Origin of the sequence: Streptomyces sp. NPDC096193, from assembly GCF_040302905.1 — a bacterium.
Taxonomy (GTDB): Bacteria; Actinomycetota; Actinomycetes; order Streptomycetales; family Streptomycetaceae; genus Streptomyces.
This window is the reverse complement of sequence record NZ_JBEOSJ010000001.1, coordinates 87,040-104,690: the sequence shown is the minus strand read 5'-3', so window position 1 is coordinate 104,690 and position 17,651 is coordinate 87,040. Positions and strand designations below refer to the sequence as shown.

The following is a 17,651-nucleotide window of genomic DNA, read 5'->3' as shown; positions in this document are numbered from 1 at the left end:
CGAGGGAGAGACCGGATGCCCGAGCTGCTGAGCGCCCCGCTGGTCGTCGAGTTCCCCTTCACCCGCTCACTCGGCCCCGTACAGAGCGCCTTTCTCACCGGACTGCGCGAGCGGACGGTCCTCGGCGTACGGACGCAGGACGGCCGCGTGCTCGTGCCGCCCGTCGAGTACGACCCGGTCACCGCCGAGGAGATCCGCGACCTGGTCGAGGTCGGCTCCTGCGGGACCGTCACCACCTGGGCCTGGAACCCGGCGCCCCGCCGCGGTCAGCCCCTGACGGAGCCGTTCGCCTGGGTGCTGGTGCGGCTCGACGGCGCCAACACCTCCCTCCTGCACGCCCTCGACGCACCCGGGCCCGAGACCGTCCGCACCGGTATGCGGGTGCGTATCCGCTGGGCCGGGGAGCGGACCGGCGCGATCACCGACATCGCCTGCTTCGAGCCGTACGACGGGGAGCCCGAGGCTCACGGCACGGACCACACCGGGCGGTTCGACGACGCCGTCACCGGCATCGTGGCACCCGCAAGGCTCGACTACGTCTACTCGCCCGGCCGCGCCCAGACCGCGCACATCACCGCGCTCGCCGACCACCGGACCGTCGGCGAGCGCTGTCCCTCCTGCCACAAGGTCTATGTGCCGCCCCGCGGCGCCTGCCCCACCTGCGGTGTCGCCACCACGGACCGCGTCGAGGTCGGTCCCCGGGGCACGGTCACCACCTACTGCATCGTCAACATCAAGGCCAAGAACCTCGACATCGAGGTCCCGTACGTCTACGCCCACATCGCCCTCGACGGTGCCGACCTCGCCCTGCACGGACGCATCGCCGGGATGCCCTACGACCAGGTGCGCATGGGGCTGCGGGTGGAGCCCGTGTGGAAACCTGGCGGCCGCCACCCCGATCACTACCGCCCCACCGGCGAACCCGACGCCGACTACGACACCTACAAGGAGCTGCTGTGACGCACGACGTGGCGATCGTCGCCTTCGCGCAGACGGACCACCGGCGCCGCAGCGACGACCTCTCCGAGGTCGAGATGCTGATGCCGGTCCTCCACGAGGTCCTCGCGCGCACCGGCCTGAAGACCGGCGACATCGGCTTCACCTGCTCGGGTTCCTCGGACTATCTCGCCGGGCGTGCCTTCTCCTTCACCATGGCCCTCGACGGCGTCGGCGCCTGGCCGCCGATCTCCGAGTCCCATGTCGAGATGGACGGCGCCTGGGCGCTGTACGAGGCCTGGGTCAAGATCCTCACCGGTGAGGCCGACACCGCACTCGTCTACTCCTACGGGAAGTCGTCCCCCGGCCAGGTGCGGGACGTCCTCACCCGCCAGCTCGACCCCTACTACCTCGCCCCGCTCTGGCCCGACTCGGTGGCGCTCGCCGCACTTCAGGCGCAGGCGCTGATCGACGCCGGGGGTGCGGACGAGCCGGAGCTGGCCGCCGTCGCCGCCCGCAGCCGCGACGACGCCCGGACCAACCCGCACGCCCAGCTCACCGGATCGGTCCCGCAGGGCGAGTACATCGTCCAGCCGTTGCGGGCCGGGGACTGTCCCCCGGTCGGGGACGGCGCCGCCGCCGTGATCCTCGCCGCCGGGGACCGCGCCCGCGAGCTGTGCGAACGGCCCGCCTGGATCCGCGGCATGGACCACCGGATCGAGGCCCACAGTCTCGGTGTACGCGATCTGACCGACTCGCCCTCCACCCGGCTCGCCGCACAGCGCGCCGGAGCCTTCGAGCGGCCTGTCGACACCGCCGAACTCCACGCACCCTTCAGCTCGCAGGAGATCGTCCTGCGGCGAGCCCTCGACCTCGACGACAGCGTGAGGGTCAACCCGTCCGGCGGAGCGCTCGCCGCCAACCCGGTCATGGCCACCGGCCTCGTCCGGATCGGCGAGGCCGCCGCCCGTATCCACCGCGGCGAGTCCGACCGGGCACTCGCCCATGCCACCTCCGGCCCCTGCCTCCAGCAGAACCTGGTCGCCGTCCTGGAAGGGGAGGACCGTGCCTGACACCGCCCGAGGCAAGGAGCCCGTCGCCGTCGTCGGCGTCGGCCAGACCAAACACGTCGCCGCACGCCAGGACGTCTCCATCGCCGGCCTGGTGCGCGAAGCCGCCCGCAGAGCGCTCGACGACGCCGAGCTCACCTGGGCGGACATTGACGCGGTCGTGATCGGCAAGGCCCCCGACTTCTTCGAGGGCGTCATGATGCCGGAGCTCTACCTCGCCGACGCGCTCGGCGCCGTCGGCAAACCGATGCTGCGGGTGCACACCGCGGGCTCCGTCGGCGGCTCCACCGCCCTCGTCGCCTCCAACCTGGTGGCCTCACGGGTGCACGGCACGGTCCTCACTCTCGCCTTCGAGAAGCAGTCCGAGTCGAACGCCATGTGGGGCCTGTCCCTGCCGGTCCCCTTCCAGCAGCCGCTGCTCGCGGGCGCCGGCGGCTTCTTCGCCCCGCATGTACGCGCCTACATGCGGCGCACCGGAGCCCCCGACACGGTCGGCTCCCTGGTCGCCTACAAGGACCGCCGCAACGCGCTGAAGAATCCGTACGCCCATCTCCATGAGCACGACATCACGCTGGAGAAGGTCCAGGCCTCCCCGATGCTGTGGGACCCGATCCGCTACTCCGAGACCTGCCCCTCGTCCGACGGCGCGTGCGCGATGGTCCTCACCGACCGGGTCGGCGCCTCGCGGGCCCCGAACCCGCCTGCCTGGGTGCACGGCGGCGCCATGCGCAGCGAACCGACAATGTTCGCCGGCAAGGACTTCGTCTCCCCGCAGGCCGGCAAGGACTGCGCCGCCGACGTCTACCGGCAGGCCGGCGTCACCGACCCGCGCCGGGAGATCGACGCCGTCGAGATGTACGTCCCCTTCTCCTGGTACGAACCGATGTGGCTGGAGAACCTGGGCTTCGCCGCCGAGGGCGAGGGCTGGAAACTCACCGAGTCCGGCGTCACCGAACTCGACGGCGACCTGCCCGTGAACCCGTCGGGCGGTGTGCTGTCGACCAACCCCATCGGCGCCTCCGGCATGATCCGCTTCGCCGAGGCCGCACTTCAGGTACGCGGCCGGGCGGGCGAGCACCAGGTCGAAGGAGCCCGCAGAGCCCTCGGGCACGCGTATGGCGGAGGGTCGCAGTTCTTCTCGATGTGGCTCGTCGGCGCGGAGCCGCCCCGCACCTGACGGGTACGTCCGCCCCCGGTGGCTCCCGGCCTTCCTCCGCGGCCTGTCGGTGACCGAGGACGATCGCTAGTCTGAGGCCGGAGACAATGCGGGAGGAGCACGGACGTGGCCGAGAGCACGACCACCACGCAGATGTTTTCGGGCTGGGACAAGCCTGAACTCGACCTCACCAACGCCGACTGGCAGTCCGGCAGTCAGGGAACGGGGGATGTCCAGATCGCCTTCGTGGAGGGCTTCATCGCGATGCGCAACGGCGGACGGCCGGAGAGCCCGTCCCTGATCTTCACACCGGCGGAGTGGCGAGCCTTTGTGCTGAACGCCCGCGGCGGGGAGTTCGACCTCACCTGACGGCTCGCGCTGTCCCTTTCCACTCCCGCCCGCCCTCGTTCCCGATCGCTGCAGCCTCGGTGGTCCGACCGCCGCGGCCACCCAAGCGATGCCGCGCCGACCCTCTGGGCGGGCGCGGCGATTCGGGACGGGGCCGGGGGAGGCGCCGGCCCCGTCACCCGCGCGGGTCGTGGAACCCGTCCGCCTGCCTGTCTTCTTCGGGCTGCGGTCCTTGGGTTGCGGTGGGGGCTGACTGATCCTGCCGCCGCGCGCGCCTCGCGTGCCGTACGGCCCGTCCGCACTGTCGGCTGCTCGCTCACACGAGCGGTACCCCGCGGACGGCCCCACCCGTACACGCGCGCGGACCCGCACCCTGAAGTGAACGCTGCGCGGCCTCCCCCCGTATGACTCTGCATGCCCCGCACGCCGGGGTGCGCAGCGTCCCGCGAGGATTCCGTTCCAACAGCGTGAGGATCAGCCATGAACGACGCCGTCAACCCGTCTGTCCAAGCCCTCCCTGACGGGGAGGCCGAACTGCGCCTGGTGGTCCGTCTGCAATGGGAGGACGTCGCCGCGCTGGGTCAGGAAGCGGGTCGGCTGTCGGCCCAGATGCAGCGCCCCGTGAGCCTCGACGAGGCCGTCGGCCACCGTCTCCGGTCGCGGACCACCGCGAGTCATGCCAGGCCCGCGGCAGCCCAGCAGGCCGCGCCCTCGTCCGTCTCCTCGCTCACCGGGCGATCACCCGGCGAACACGCACGGCAGGCGATAGAGAAGATCAACGGAACCGCCGGCCCCGGAATGAGTCCGACCCAGACGTCTGCCTGAGGGCCGTCCCGGCGGCCAACTGCGGCCGCACGCCATCAGGCGGACCCCGGCCCACCGCACGTGATCGCACGCCTGTGCGGCGGGCCGGGCCGCAGAACTCACCACGTCCCGACAACTCCCGCTCCCTGCGCCTGCGTTTTGCAAGGACAGGTCCCTGAGAGCGCGCGCGGGCGTACGCTGAGGTGCCTCAAGGACGTGTGTCCGGCGGCCCCTTCCACGCGCCGGGAGCACGCCCGGCCGTGGGGGTACAGATGACGCGACGTGCCGGCGGGACAAGACGCCGACTCCTCGAGCGCGAGGCCGAACTGGCCGCTGTCGACGAGGCTCTCGACGAACTCACCGGCTTCCGCACGGACGACCTCGACCCGCCCGAGCGGCCGCGCGGCGCGCTGCTCGCCTTCGCCGGCCTCGCCGGTCTCGGCAAGACGACGCTGCTCAACGAGGTACGCCGACGGGCGGCCGCGAAAGGCTGCACCGTTCTCTCCGCGCGCGGCGGCGAGCAGGAGCAGCAGGTCGCCTTCCACGTCGCCCGCCAGCTGATCCAGCCCCAGCTGGCAGGCACCACATCCGAGGCCGCACTGCGCATGCAACTGGGCAGCTGGTACGCCATCGTGGGCCCGGCGCTCGGACTGTGCACCGCGGACGCGGGTGCCCCGCCCGACCCGCAGGGCCTGCGGGACGGGCTCGACTGGGTCCTCACCCATCTCGCCGTGCGGCGTGCCCCGCTCGTCCTCGTCCTCGACGACGCCCACTGGGCCGACCCGGAGTCACTGAGCTGGCTCGCCGCGTACGCACCCCGCGCCGAAGAACTGCCGATGCTGCTCGTCGTCGCCTACCGCCCCGACGAACTCCCGGACCACGCACAGCAATTCCGCGCGATCACCGAGCGGGCCGGACAACGCCCCATCGACCTCGCACCGCTGACCGCCTCCGCCGTGGGCCGGCTCGTACGCGACCGGCTCGGCGCGCACGCCGACGACGCGTTCTGCCGAGAATGCTGGGCCGTCACCGCCGGCAACCCCTTCGAGGCCGTCGAACTCACCGCCAAGGTCGGTGACCGCGGCATCGAACCCGTCGAAGCCGGTGCCCACCTGCTGCGCGACCTCGCCGCCGCGGTCAAGGGAAGCGGCCTCGTCTCGCGGCTGGAACGGCTCGGCACCTCCACCGTCCGCTTCGCCTGGGCCGGGGCCGTCCTCGGCACCGAGATCCAGCCGTCGCTCGCCGCGGCCGTCGCAGGCCTCGGCAGTGAGGCCGCGGCCGACGCCGCGGACCGGCTGCGCGACGCCCGTATCCTCACCGGTTCGGACACCCTCGAATTCGTCCACCCGCTGATCGCCACCGCCGTGTACCGAGCCATTCCCGACGCCGTGCGGGTCGCGCTGCACGGCCTGGCGGCTTGGGCGGTCGTCGACGCCGGACTCGGCTCGACCGCCGCCGCCCGCCACCTGATGGAGGCTCATCCCGACGGCGATCCCTGGGTCGTCCAGCAGCTGCGCCGGGCAGCGGGAGAGACACTGCGCGCCGGAGCCCCGGACGCCGCCCGCCGCTTCCTCGCCCGCGCACTGCGCGAGCCACCCGCCTTCGACGACCGGGCCGCCGTCCTGTACGAACTGGGCTGCGCCTCCCTGCTCACGGAACCCGCCACCACCGTCAACCATCTGCGGGCCGCACTCGAAGAACCCATCACGGACCCCGCCCTGCGCCAGGCCGTCGTCTACCGCCTCTCCCAGGTCCTCGCCCACTCCGACCGCCTCGGTGAAGCCTGCGACACCCTCGCCCGCGAGACCAGGCGCTCGACCGACCCGCGCACCCGGCTGCGGATGCAGTCCGAGAAATTCATGTGGGACGCGTTCCGCGCGGACGAACCCGACTCTCCGGCCCGCTCCCGGCGACTGGCCCGCCTCGCCGACCGCCTCTCCGGCACCGATCTCACCGAGCGGTACATCATCGGGCTGCGCGCCTGGGACGCCACACTGCGCGCCGAACCCGCCTCCGTCGCGCTCCACCACGCCGAACGCGCCCTGAAGGGCGGCCTGAGCTGGGCCGTCGAGGACCGCGGCTTCGAAGTCCCGGTGCTCGTCGCCCTCGCGTTCCTCTACGCCGACCGGCCCGGGCGTGCCGAGGAGCTGTTCGCGGCAGGTACCGCGGAGTTCGAACGCCAGGGCTGGCGCGGCGCCCACCTCTCCTTCGCCTACACCCTGCTGGCGTACATCCGCTACCGGCGCGGGCGGCTCGCGGAGGCGGAGGACGTCGTCCGGGACGGACTGCGTCTCGCCGAGCGCGTCGGCCCCCGCAGCCCGGCCGCGTGGTACGCCGTCGGCACCCTCATCGAGGTACTGCTGGCCCGCGGCCGCACCGACGAAGCGATCACCGTCGCGCAGGACCACGGCTTCGGCGAGCCCTTTCCCGCGGCCGTCACTTTTCCCGACTCGCAGTCCGTGTACGGCGAACTGCTGCTCGCCCGGGGCCGCACCAAGGAGGCGGCGGTCGAGCTCGCCGCCGTGGGTCGCCGGCTCGACCCGCGCGGTATGCGCAACCCCGCGTGGTGCCCCTGGCAGCTCCATCTCGCCCTCGCCGAGGCCCACGACGCACCCGAGAGAGCACGGACCATCGCCCTCGACGCCGTCCAGCGCGCCCGCCGGTACGCCACCGCCTCCGGTATCGGCCAGGCACTGCGCGTCGCCGCCGAGGTGTCCGACGGCAGCGAGCGCACCGCCTTGTTGCGGGAAGCCGTCACCTGCCTCGAACGCTCACCGGCCGCGTACGAACTGGCCCGTGCCCTCGTCGGCCTCGGCGCACATCTGCGTCGCACCGGCCACCCCAAGGAGGCCGCGGAGCATCTCTACCGAGGGCTGGAGGCCGCCGGTCAGTGCGACGCAGACGGGCTCGCCGACACCGCACGCGACGAGCTCTCCGCCGCGGGGCTGCGCCCCCGGCGGCTGCGCGCCCTGGAGACGGACGCCCTCACCACCCGGGAGCGGACCGCGGCCCTGCTGACCGTGAAGGGTGCCGACGCGGCGGCTGTGGCCGCCGCCCTGCACCTCGACGAAACCGCCGTGATCAAGCTGCTCTCGGCCGTCTACCGCAAGGTCGGGACCGACGAGGCGGGACTCGCCGCGGCACTCGGCGAGGACACCGAGGAGGCGACGGTCGGCGGGCGCGGAAGGTGACCGAACAGTAGCCCGAAGGCACCCGGCCCCGGCTCTGGCGCACCCCCGCGGACACGTACCATGGCGGTATGTCCTTCCTCCGCCGCCGCAGCGCCGCCACTCCCGCGGGTCCGGACTTCGATGTCCTGGCCATGGACCCGGGAGACTGGCCCGGCAACCTCGGGGCGGGCCTCCTTCCCGCCCCCGACGGTTCCTGCCAGGGTGTCTTTCTGCGGTACGACCTGTTCGGCGGCCGGGGCCCGGCGATGATCATCGGCAATCTCCCGGAGGGCTCGCCCGCCCGCGAGGTCGACGAGGGACAGATCCCGTTCGAGGTGGCGCAGCTGCTGCTGGCCCTGGAGAACGAGGAGCCCGTCGAGGTCGTCGAGACCGAGGACCTGCCGGTGATGCAGGGGGACAATCTGCTGATCGTGCGCCGGCTCAAGCTCTCCGAGAGCCGTATCTCCTGCGTCCAGTTCGACCGCAGCGACAATGTGCTGGTCACCATCGCCAGCTGGGACCGTCCGATCACGGACGACCTGTACGCGCTGCTCAAGCCGCTGCCGGCGGAACTCTTCCAGCAGGGCTGACCCTCCGGCCCGCACCAGGGCCGACCCACCGGCGCCCCCCGCCGGTGCGGGGCCGCGAAAACCGTCCGGCTTCGCGGCCCGCGTCCGTCGGCCGCCGCTATCGCGCGAGCATCGCGGCCACCCGCATCGCCGAGGTGCCGAGCCCGGTCGGCTCCTTCAGCAGTGTCGTGCCCGCGCCCGTGCGCAGATCCTCCGCCTTGTAGCGGCGCACTCCGCGATGCCAGTTGAGGATGCCCGCCAGCCAGTCCTCCAGCTCGCGCACATAGGTGTCGAGTGCGGCCCTTCCGTCCTCGTCGAGTGCGAAGTCCTCGAACAACAGCGGCAGTTCCCGTTCCTTGATGTGAAGGAACTGGCGGAGCCGGCCGCGCATCAGGTCGTCGACGATGGAGACCGCGGTCGGATAGTCGCAGTCGAAGAACGTCTGCACCACCAGGACCGCGTTGTGCACCTCACCCTCGACCTCGATCTCCTTCTGGTAGGAGAAGAGATCGTTGATCAGGCAGGCGTAGTCCGCAGCGGCGTTCTCCATGCTCCGCACCGTCCCGCTGCGCAGCACCTCCGGTGGCAACTCCCCCTCGTGCCGCAGCCGGCACAGGCTCATCGTCAGGTCCGACCCGAAGGTCAGCCGCCGCATCTCGATGTAGTCGACCGGGTCGGGGACGCGGTGCTGCGCCTGGTTGTGCAGCTCCCACAACCAGCTCTCGATCATCACTTCGATCGACCGGCGCAGCGTCACCCGGGCCCTGGCCTCCATCGGGCCGGCGGTGCGCCCCCACAGATCGGCGAGCGCCCGCTCCATCGGGCTGACGGCAAGGGCCGCTCCCGCGGCCGGTTCGTCGATGGGCATGCAGGTCAACAGCCGCTCGTTGCACAGCTTCGCCCCGACGAGATTGCGCGGGCGGCCGAAGACGACGGGGTAGTAGTCGTCGCCGTAGGTGCCCCAGGTCAGCCATTCGGCGCTGAGCTCCAGTTCCTCGGCCGTGGCGTCCGGGTCCAGGCCCGCCGAGCACAGCGCGAAGTCGAAGCCTCGCAGCATCGGCCCGTCCCAGATGTCCCCGAGCAGACCCATCCGGTCGGCCCAGGCGACCGACTTGTCGAGCGCGTCGTGGTGGTGCGGACTGATCGAGAGCGGAAAGGGCAGGTCGAAGTCGGGCAGCAGCGAGGGTCCGACCCGCTGGTGCGGACGGTGCCCGAGGCCACGCAGCCGCGAGGCCGCGGGACGGCCGAAGAGGGTCGTGATGTCGAGCGCCGAGGTGCCCAGGACCCCGCCGACATGTGAAGGCCCGGGGTCCACGCCCTCGTTCATGTAGCGGCTGGAGCGCATGTGCCATTCGTGGCCACCGGACTGCCAGTCCTGCAGTCCCTTGGTGTACGCGGCGATCGCGGCGCAGTCGACCGGGGTGAGGCCCTTCTCCACACAGAGGCCCGGGACTTCGGTGAGCGCGGTGTTCTCGAACTGCTGGACCCGCGAGGTGAGCAGGTCGTTGACCGCCTCGGCCGCCTCCTGCGTCGTACACCCCAGGAAGGTCTCCAGCACCAGCACGCCGTTGCTGAGCTCACCCTCGTCCTCCACCTCGCGCTGGTAGGAGAACAGGTCGTTGCGCAGATGGACACCGTCGGAGAACGCGTCGCGCAGCACCCGCAGCGGACGGGAGTCCGCGACCGCCTCGGGCACTTCGGCACCCGCCGCGTACTCCACGAGCCCAGCCGACCAGGGTGCGCCGCCGACCTTGCGGCGCATCTCGATGTACTCGACGGGGTTGGAGATCCGCCCCTCGTTGATGTTGGTGAGCTCCCACATCGACTCGTTGAGGAGGTTCGCCGTGGACTCGGCGAACCGGGTCCGCCAGCCGTCGGACATGCTCGGCACGGTCCGTGCCCACAGATCTGCCAGTCCCGCCTCCACCGGGTTCCGCGGCTCCGGGACACCGGCCACGGAGCCCATCGGCATGAAGGCCGGCAGCCGGTCCAGATACGCCTTTCCCCCCTCACGGTCCTGGCTGCGCTTGAAGACTTCGAGGAAGTGGTCGTCGAAGAAGAAGACCCACACATACCAGTCGGTCACCAGGGACAGCGCCTCGGCGTCGCAGTCGGGGTGCGTGTAGGCGCACAGCAGGGCGTAGTCGTGCGCGTCGAGGTCGGCCTCCTCCCAGATGCCGGACCCCTCCAGCATCCCCATGCCGCGGGCCCACTCCCTGGTGTGCCGCCGTGCCTCCTCGACATGGGGGTTGAGCCGTGCCGGATACGGGACGTAGAAGTCCGGCAGTACGAAGGGCTGTGCCATCTGTGCGTGAGCCTTTCGGTGAGCATCCGCGCCAGCGCGGAGCGGGTGGACGGGCGAGGCCTACCCGTCCCTCGGACGGCCCACGCACAACGGCCCATTAGTCACACAAGCCCACAAAGTTGAGGCGGTGCGCCACCGGACCCCTCGACCGGTGGCGCCCGCCGGCTACCTCAGGACGCGCACATCCGCGGCCTTCACGAAGGCCACCCGGTGCCCGAACTGGATCTCGTAGTAGAGCTCCTTGCCCCGCACGACGCGATGTCCCGTCGCATCGAAGGTCGTCGCGTACAGGTACTCGCCCGGGACCCGGTCGCCCACCACGTACTTCTGCCCGGCGAGCAGCTTGTAGGGCAGCGGCGACACCGGCTGCACCGGCACACCCTCAGGATAGGCGGCCGCCTCCGGATAGGCGCGCCCGTACACCGGGATCTCCGCCAGGCCGGACCTCGGCGTCAGCAGGGCCTCCCGCGCGCCCACAGCCGTCGGCTGACTGCGCGGATTGTGGAACCAGGCCTTCTGGCCGATGTACCAGATGGCGGTCCACTCGCCGCGGCGCTCCGCCACGGCGTACTGCTGGCCCGTCGAGGCCCGCGCACCCGTGTCGTTGACGCCGGTGGTGGAGTCCTGCCCGCCGGGACGCAGACCGATGTCCTTGACCAGCGGAGCGTCGTCCGAAGGAGCGGTGTGCAACCGCACCGCACCCGAGCCGTGCGGTGCGCACGCCTCGGCGGGCTTCACACAGCCCGTGTAGAGGGGCTGGTTGCGGACGTAGTCGGGACGGATGGTCACCACGTCGCTGTGGGGACCGGCACTCGGCACGAACGGGGCGCCCAGCAGCGTGAAGTAGTGGGCCCAGTCCCAGTAGGGGCCGGGGTCGGTGTGCATTCCGGCGATCGTCGCCGCGGTGGTGCCCGGCACCGTGTCGTGCCCGAGGATGTGCTGCCGGTCCAGAGGGATGTCGTACCGCTGCGCCAGATACCGCACCAGACGCGCCGAGGTGCGGTACATCGCCTCCGTGTACCAGGCGTCCGGAGAGACCAGGAAGCCCTCGTGCTCCAGGCCCACCGACTTCGCGTTCACGTACCAGTTGCCGGCGTGCCAGGCGACGTCCTTGAGCGGCACGTGCTGGGCGATGTGCCCGTCGGAGGACCGAAGGGTGTACTGCCACGACACATACGTCGGGTCCTGCACCAGCTTCAGGGTGGTGTCCCAGGAACCCTCGGTGTCATGGATGACGATGTACTTCACCGACTGCGACGCGGGCCGGTCCGCCAGGTCGTGATTGCCGTACTCGCCCTCGCCGAACTCCTCGTACGGCGCCGGGATCCACTCGCAGGCCACGGTCCGCGGACACTCCGTCTTCCCCGCGTCCGCCGTGCGCAGCCCCAGCCGGGCCGTCTGCGCGGCGTCGGGGACCGCCGAGGTGTCGGCCGCCAGCGAGACGTGCTCCCCGCTGTCCGTCGTGCGGGACCGGCCGGTGCGGATCACGTCGAAGACGTCGCCCGCATAGACCGTGGCGGTCGCCGTGTCGTCGGCGCCGGAGAAACGGGCGACGGCGCCGAACCAGTCGGACGGCCGGTCGCTCAGTGGTCGGCCCAGCTTCTTCTGCGCGTCGGCGAGGAGGGCCGCGCCGCCGCGCACATTGGCGGCGGCGTTGTCGCGCAGTTGCGCCGCGCTGTAGCCCGACAGCTCGGCCGCTCGGTCCAGCGTCCGGAGCCGGGGCGGGAGTTCGGCGGGGTCCGGCAGCGTGGCCTCCGCCGGCCGCAGGGTCTCACGGGCGTCGTCGCCGCGCGGGTCCTCGCTGCCGTGGGAATGGTGCGGAGCCTCGGCCAGCGCCGTACGGGCGTCCGTGAGATGCATCGGTCCATAGCCGCCGGTGACACTCGCCGCGCCACCGTGGGTGTCCCACCGGGACTGAAGGTAGGACACACCGAGCAGAACGCTCTGCGGTACGCGGTACTGGGCGGCGGCCGCGGCGAACTCCCGCTGGAGCGAACCGGGTCCGCCCTGCTCGGCGGTGGCGGACGGGCCGGCCGAGACCAGAGGCAGCAGCAGGGCTGCGGACGCCACCGCGCCCCCTGCCCTCAGCATGCGGCGGCGGGCGCTGAGCGGGCGCGCGGGGGCGGAACGTTGCAAGGCAGCCTCCAGGGGCGGATGGTGCGTGGCGGGCCTGCGGGGTCGGTCTCGACTACAGGGGTATCGGCTGCCGGACGATCCGTCAATCGCGCCCAGGTGGAGGAAGTTTGCACGTCAGCGCAGGTTCGGGCGAGTTTCGCAGTGAGGGGCCGCGGGCCTGCGACGCGTCAGTGGTCTGGGCCAATTCACGCCCACGGGACGGATGTTGACACCGACAGGCCGCCGCCCGGTTTCGGGGACCGGGGAGCGGTTCAGTTCACCTGAACGGCAAGCAGACAGGCGTCGTCGTCGTGGGCCGAGCGTGTGTAGTCCGCGATGATCCGTTCGAGCGTCTCGGCGGGGGATCGCCCGGCGTTCTCCGCCAGGCTCCGCGCGAGCCGGTCCATGCCCTCGCCGATGTCCTCGCCCCGGCGTTCCACCACGCCGTCGGTGAACAGCAGCAGAAGGTCACCGCTCTGGAGCTGCACCGAAGCGGTCTCGTACGGGAAGCCGGGCATCAGCCCCAGCAGCGGCCCCAGATGGTCCACCGGCAGAGGAGACACCTCGCCCGCCCGGCGCAGCAGCGGAGCCGGATGCCCCGCACACGCCCAGCGCAGCACATGGTTCCGGTCGATCCGGCCGGTGATCATGGTCGCGGTCAGCGCGTCCGGATCGCTGCACACCAGCTCGTTCAACCACGTCGTCACTTCCCCGGGGGAGGCGCTCGTCTGGGCCAGACCCGCGAGCGCATGGCGCTGCTGCGCCATCCGGGCCACCGCGTCCAGTCCATGGCCGACCGCGTCGCCGATCGCGACCAGCACCCGGCCGTCCGGGAGAGGACGGCACTTGTACCAGTCGCCTCCGACCGCCGCGTCGGGTTCGGCCGGCAGATAGGCGGCCGCGACCGTCAGCCCCTGCTCGGCCAGCTCCCGCGAGTGCGTGGGCAGCAGAGCCTCGCGCAGAACCGACGCGATACGCCGCTCCGCCGCGGCCTGCTGCCGCAGTCGCTCCGACTCCCGCTGGGTCTCCACCAGCCGACGGCGGCTGCGCATCTGGGGGGTGAGGTCGCGGGCCACGATATGCACCGCCCAGGGACGCCCGTCGGTGCCCGCGACCGGCCGGCCGAGCAGATCGAGCGTGCGTACTTCGCCGAGGACCTGGAACCGGACCCGCGTCCAGGCGGGCTCCTCGCCCGCCAGCACCGCGGTGATCAGCTCGGCGAGGGCGGGCACCTCCATGGGCAGGACCGCGTCGCACAGCTCCGTCAGTGACCACGGCATGTGCGGATCGGTACGGAAGATCCGGTGCAGTCCCTCCGACCACGAGACCCCGCCGGACAGCAGGTCCCAGTGACCCCACCCCATCGAGGCGATGTGCTGGGCGTCGAGCGTCAGCAGCTCCGTCTGGCTCCGCGCGGGACGCCAGGTGGTCAGCAGCTGGTCGCCGCAGGACGCCGCGTAATAGAGGAGAGGCGCGCGCCGTAGTCGGCCGTGCCGCTCCTCGGTGTAGTCCACGCTGAGCGCGTTGAGGGACTTTCCGGTCGTGAACACCTCGGTGAGCGCGGCCAGCAGCCCGCTCGTGGCAGCGCCGGGACGGGCCTGAAGGAACCGCTGCCCCACCTGGCGCCCGGGTGCCTCGAGCCACTCCGAGGAGCGGACCTGGTTGCCGGCGCTGATGACGAAGTCCTCGATCGCACCGCTGTCGTTCCGTACGGGGGTGAGCAGTGCGGCCGAGACCGGGATCGCCGGGAGACCGGCGGCCAACCGGGCGTCGGGCACATCGTCGCCGGCCGCGAGGGACAGGGAGCCCTCCAGCCGGGGGACGCTGTTTCGCGACGCGATGGCGGTGGCCGTCGCGGTCGGGACGTGCTTCTCCGTCTTGCGCCTGACCTCCGCCCGGAGCGTGGCGATCTCGTCCTCGATCAGCGCCTTCAGGCTCGCCACGTCGTCGGGCAGGTCCGGCAGGGGCGAGCTCACGAGGGCGACCTCCCGCAACCGAGCATCATGATCCGATGCGCCGAGCGTAGGCGGAGCGCCGGATGCCCGCGCGAGCGCGTACCGCCGGTCGGCCCACAGAAGTCCGGACGGGTGGCGTGTCGTCGAGGCGCCGGACATCACCCGCACAGCTCGCTGCGCGCCCCGTGTGTCGGCACGGGGCGCGCAGCGAGCTTCCCCCTCGGTGGGGGCGGTCAGCGAGTGCCGACCGCCGCACGCACGGCCCGCCGGGCCAGTGCGCAGTCGTCGTGCAGCCGCCTCAGCAGCAACCGCTGTTCCTCACCGGCCGACAGACCGCCGGCGGCGGGGGCGGTGGCACCGGTAGCGGGAGCGGCCTCCCGCATCGTGCGCTGCACCGCCGTCTCGTACGTGCGGATCTCCCGGGTCAGCACCAGCATCAGATTCACCAGGAAGGCGTCCCGGGCCGCGGGCCCGTGCTGCTGGGCGAGCTGGCTGATCTGCCGCCTCGCCACCGGCGCGTCGCCGAGCACGGACCACAGGGTGGCCAGGTCGTATCCCGGCAGATACCAGCCGGCGTGCTCCCAGTCGACCAGCACGGGACCCGTCGGCGACAGCAGGATGTTGGACAGTAAGGCGTCACCGTGGCAGAACTGGCCCATGCCCTGCTTGCCGCCGGCGTGCGCCAGACCGTGCAGCAGCTTCTGCAGGTCGCCCAGGTCACGGTCGGTGAACAGACCCAGTTCGTGGTAGCGCGAGATACGGGACGCATAGTCGAGGGGGGCGTCGAACATCCCGGCCGGCGGCCGCCAGGTGTTGAGCCGCGCGATCGCGCCGAGGGCGGCCCGCACATCGGCACGGGGCGGAGCCTCGGCCGGGTGCCGCGCGAGGGCCGCCGCCCGGCCCGGCATCCGCTCGATCACCAGGGTGCAATTGTCGGGATCCGCGGCGACCAGCCGCGGGACCCGCACCGGTGGGCGGTGCCGGACGAAGGCGCGGTAGGCAGCTATTTCGTGCCGGAACCGTTCGGACCAGGCGGGTGAGTGGTCGAGAAGACACTTGGCCACCGCCGTCATCCGCCCCGTCGTACCGACGAGCAGGACCGAACGTCCGCTGCGGCGCAGCACCTGGACCGGATTGAACTCCGGGCAGATGCGGTGCACCGACGCGACAGCCATACGCAGCTGCGCGCCCTGAGTGCCGGACAAGTCGATTCTCCCGCTGAGGGGTTGGCCGACCGCCCCCACCGGCCGTCGAGCCCGGCCGGCGTTGGTGGGGTCGAGATACGGTCCGGAGCCGGCCGGTACGGCGGAGCGCTGCGGTCGGTGTGGGGCGGACACGGAGGACGATGCTGTGTACATGGGGTGACAGATCCCTTCGTGCGCCGACAGTTTGCGTGCGCGGCCCCGCCCCGGCAGCCGGTCAACACCCTGGGGAGTGCGATCGGCTGCCGGGCCGGGGTGGCGCGTTCCTACGTCACACCAGTCCGCGGGTGGCACACCATCTGGCGCACCCTGGCGAACCCTGGCGAATAGTCGCCCCGCATCTGACAGGGGGTTACTGTCAACTCAGCCGAGAACCTGGGGGCTTGACGTGACCGGAGAACCCAACACCCGCCTCTGCGACCTGTTCCGCCTCGCCGGCTGGTCCAAAGGGGAACTCGCAAGACTCGTGAACCGGCAGGCGGCGGCCATGGGCCACCCGCAGCTGGCGACCGACACCTCGCGGGTGCGGCGCTGGATCGACATGGGGGAGACCCCGCGCGATCCCGTGCCACGTGTGCTGGCAGCTCTGTTCACCGAGCGACTCGGTCGTGTCGTGACCATCGAGGACCTCGGGTTCGTACGAAGCGGGCGAGCAGGAAAGCGGAAGGACGTGCAGGGAAGTGACACCAACCCTGACGGCCTCCCGTGGGCGCCCGAACGAACGGCGGCGGTCCTCACCGAATTCACGGGAATGGACCTCATGCTCAACCGACGCGGCTTGGTGGGCGCGGGCGCCGCGCTCGCCGCAGGCTCCGCACTCAGCAGCGCCATGCACGACTGGCTGCACACCGACCCCGCACTCGCCAAGGACGCACCACATTTCGAGAACGCCCTGCACGCCGACTCCGTCGGGTTCGACCGCTATGAGGCGGCGCCCATCGGATCGCAGGAGATCGAAGCTCTGGAACGTTCCGTCGAAGTGTTCCGCGCTTGGGACGCCGCCCGTGGCGGCGGCCTCCAGCGCAAGGCCGTGGTGGGCCAGCTCAACGAGGTGGGCGGCATGCTCGCCTACCGTCACCCGGACCACCTCCAGCGGCGCCTGTGGGGCGTCGCCGCCAACCTCGCCGTACTCGCCGGCTGGATGTCGCACGACGTCGGCCTCGAACCCACCGCGCAGAAGTACTTCGTCATCGCCGCGCACGCGGCACGCGAGGGCGGCGACCGCCCCCGCGCCGGCGAGGCGCTCTCCCGTGCCGCCCGGCAGATGGTCCATCTGGGCCGTCCCGACGACGCACTCGACCTGATGAAGCTCGCCAAGACCGGTTCGGGTGAACAGACCCTGCCGCGCACCCGGGCGATGCTGCACACCATCGAGGCCTGGGCACAGGCTTCCATGGGCCGCGGACAGGCCATGCGCCGCACCCTCGGCGAGGCCGAGGACCTGTTCGTCTCCGACAAGGGGGATGTGCCGGCGCCCAGTTGGATGCAGATGTTCGACGAGGCGGATCTGCACGGCATGGAGGCGCTGGCCTACCGCACGTTGGCCGAGCACGACCCGTCGGCCGCGAACATCGCGCAGAGGCACGCCCGGCAGGCGCTGCAACTGCGCGAGGGCGGACGGCAGCGGTCGAAGATCTTCGACTACATCTCGCTGGCCTCGGCCTGCTTCATCGCGGACGACCCCGAACAGGCCGACCGTTATGCGCGGCTGGCGCTCGTCTCGATGGGGGAGACCTCGTCGCACCGGACCTGGGACCGGCTGCGGGAGATGTACCGGCTCACCGGCCAGTACTCGGGCTACGCCAGGATCGAGGACCTGCGCCAGGAGATCCAGCAGGCCCTGCCCGCCGGCTCGACGAAGAAGGCGAGGAACACCGACATCTAGTGCCGCTCCCGGCACCAGGCGCGGACTGCGCCGAGCGTACCGAGAACCAACCCGCGCCCGGGATCCACGTGCCCACACCCAGGATCCACGTGCCCGCGCACAGGACCCCCGTGCGGTCGGGCCCGGTGGACTGGAG

At 71.7% G+C, this 17,651-nt stretch carries 12 protein-coding genes; 8 read left to right on the top strand and 4 right to left on the bottom strand.

Annotation, left to right across the window (positions count from 1 at the left end):
* The first annotated feature begins 15 nt into the window (after positions 1-15).
* The 7 genes from ABTX78_RS00505 (at position 16) to ABTX78_RS00475 (ending at position 8,074) form a co-directional block, all read left to right on the top strand.
* On the top strand, positions 16-960 hold the full coding sequence (locus tag ABTX78_RS00505) for a Zn-ribbon domain-containing OB-fold protein (protein ID WP_352204593.1): 945 nt from the start codon (positions 16-18) through the stop codon (positions 958-960).
* Complete coding sequence (locus ABTX78_RS00500; protein WP_352204592.1) at positions 957-2,009, top strand: thiolase family protein; 1,053 nt, start codon at positions 957-959, stop codon at positions 2,007-2,009. Before ABTX78_RS00505 ends, ABTX78_RS00500 begins: the two co-directional genes overlap by 4 nt.
* Positions 2,002-3,183: a thiolase family protein gene (locus ABTX78_RS00495; protein ID WP_352204591.1), complete on the top strand. Its 1,182-nt coding sequence runs from the start codon at positions 2,002-2,004 to the stop codon at positions 3,181-3,183. Before ABTX78_RS00500 ends, ABTX78_RS00495 begins: the two co-directional genes overlap by 8 nt.
* Positions 3,184-3,315: 132 nt before the next feature.
* A complete protein-coding gene (locus ABTX78_RS00490; protein WP_383240041.1) occupies positions 3,316-3,531 on the top strand; it encodes a DUF397 domain-containing protein in 216 nt (71 codons plus the stop codon).
* Between the two features lie 459 nt (positions 3,532-3,990).
* The gene (locus tag ABTX78_RS00485; RefSeq protein WP_352204590.1) at positions 3,991-4,335 is read left to right on the top strand and encodes a hypothetical protein; all 345 of its coding nucleotides are present in this window, start codon (positions 3,991-3,993) and stop codon (positions 4,333-4,335) included.
* A 251-nt stretch (positions 4,336-4,586) separates the two neighbouring features.
* Positions 4,587-7,505: an ATP-binding protein gene (locus ABTX78_RS00480; protein WP_352204589.1), complete on the top strand. Its 2,919-nt coding sequence runs from the start codon at positions 4,587-4,589 to the stop codon at positions 7,503-7,505.
* Between the two features lie 68 nt (positions 7,506-7,573).
* Entirely contained in the window at positions 7,574-8,074 is a 501-nt protein-coding gene (locus ABTX78_RS00475; protein WP_340471561.1) for a hypothetical protein, read from the top strand.
* A gap of 97 nt (positions 8,075-8,171) precedes the next feature.
* Here ABTX78_RS00475 and ABTX78_RS00470 read toward each other — a convergent pair whose 3' ends face one another.
* The 4 genes from ABTX78_RS00470 to ABTX78_RS00455 all read right to left on the bottom strand — a co-directional run bounded on the left by ABTX78_RS00470 (position 8,172) and on the right by ABTX78_RS00455 (position 15,786).
* Positions 8,172-10,358: a terpene synthase family protein gene (locus ABTX78_RS00470; protein WP_352204588.1), complete on the bottom strand. Its 2,187-nt coding sequence runs from the start codon at positions 10,356-10,358 to the stop codon at positions 8,172-8,174.
* Positions 10,359-10,523: 165 nt separating this feature from the next.
* Positions 10,524-12,449, bottom strand: coding sequence for an N-acetylmuramoyl-L-alanine amidase (locus tag ABTX78_RS00465; RefSeq protein ID WP_352205010.1), 1,926 nt, complete (start codon positions 12,447-12,449; stop codon positions 10,524-10,526).
* Between the two features lie 296 nt (positions 12,450-12,745).
* Complete coding sequence (locus ABTX78_RS00460; RefSeq protein WP_352204587.1) at positions 12,746-14,449, bottom strand: PP2C family protein-serine/threonine phosphatase; 1,704 nt, start codon at positions 14,447-14,449, stop codon at positions 12,746-12,748.
* A gap of 212 nt (positions 14,450-14,661) precedes the next feature.
* Positions 14,662-15,786: an aminoglycoside phosphotransferase family protein gene (locus ABTX78_RS00455; protein ID WP_352204586.1), complete on the bottom strand. Its 1,125-nt coding sequence runs from the start codon at positions 15,784-15,786 to the stop codon at positions 14,662-14,664.
* 232 nt (positions 15,787-16,018) lie between these two features.
* On the opposite strand from ABTX78_RS00455, the gene ABTX78_RS00450 reads away from it, so the two are divergent.
* Positions 16,019-17,515 (top strand): DNA-binding protein NsdB, encoded by a 1,497-nt coding sequence (locus ABTX78_RS00450; protein WP_352204585.1) that lies wholly within the window; start codon positions 16,019-16,021, stop codon positions 17,513-17,515.
* Positions 17,516-17,651 lie beyond the last annotated feature (136 nt).

Bases quoted from the DNA above. Each gene is read 5' to 3' on its own strand.
- ABTX78_RS00505 (WP_352204593.1), top strand. From the start codon at position 16: ATGCCCGAGCTGCTGAGCGCCCCGCTGGTCGTCGAGTTCCCCTTCACC.
- ABTX78_RS00490 (WP_383240041.1), top strand. From the start codon at position 3,316: ATGTTTTCGGGCTGGGACAAGCCTGAACTCGACCTCACCAACGCCGAC.
- ABTX78_RS00485 (WP_352204590.1), top strand. From the start codon at position 3,991: ATGAACGACGCCGTCAACCCGTCTGTCCAAGCCCTCCCTGACGGGGAG.
- ABTX78_RS00480 (WP_352204589.1), top strand. From the start codon at position 4,587: ATGACGCGACGTGCCGGCGGGACAAGACGCCGACTCCTCGAGCGCGAG.
- ABTX78_RS00475 (WP_340471561.1), top strand. From the start codon at position 7,574: ATGTCCTTCCTCCGCCGCCGCAGCGCCGCCACTCCCGCGGGTCCGGAC.
- ABTX78_RS00470 (WP_352204588.1), bottom strand. From the start codon at position 10,358: ATGGCACAGCCCTTCGTACTGCCGGACTTCTACGTCCCGTATCCGGCA.
- ABTX78_RS00465 (WP_352205010.1), bottom strand. From the start codon at position 12,449: ATGCTGAGGGCAGGGGGCGCGGTGGCGTCCGCAGCCCTGCTGCTGCCT.
- ABTX78_RS00455 (WP_352204586.1), bottom strand. From the start codon at position 15,786: ATGTACACAGCATCGTCCTCCGTGTCCGCCCCACACCGACCGCAGCGC.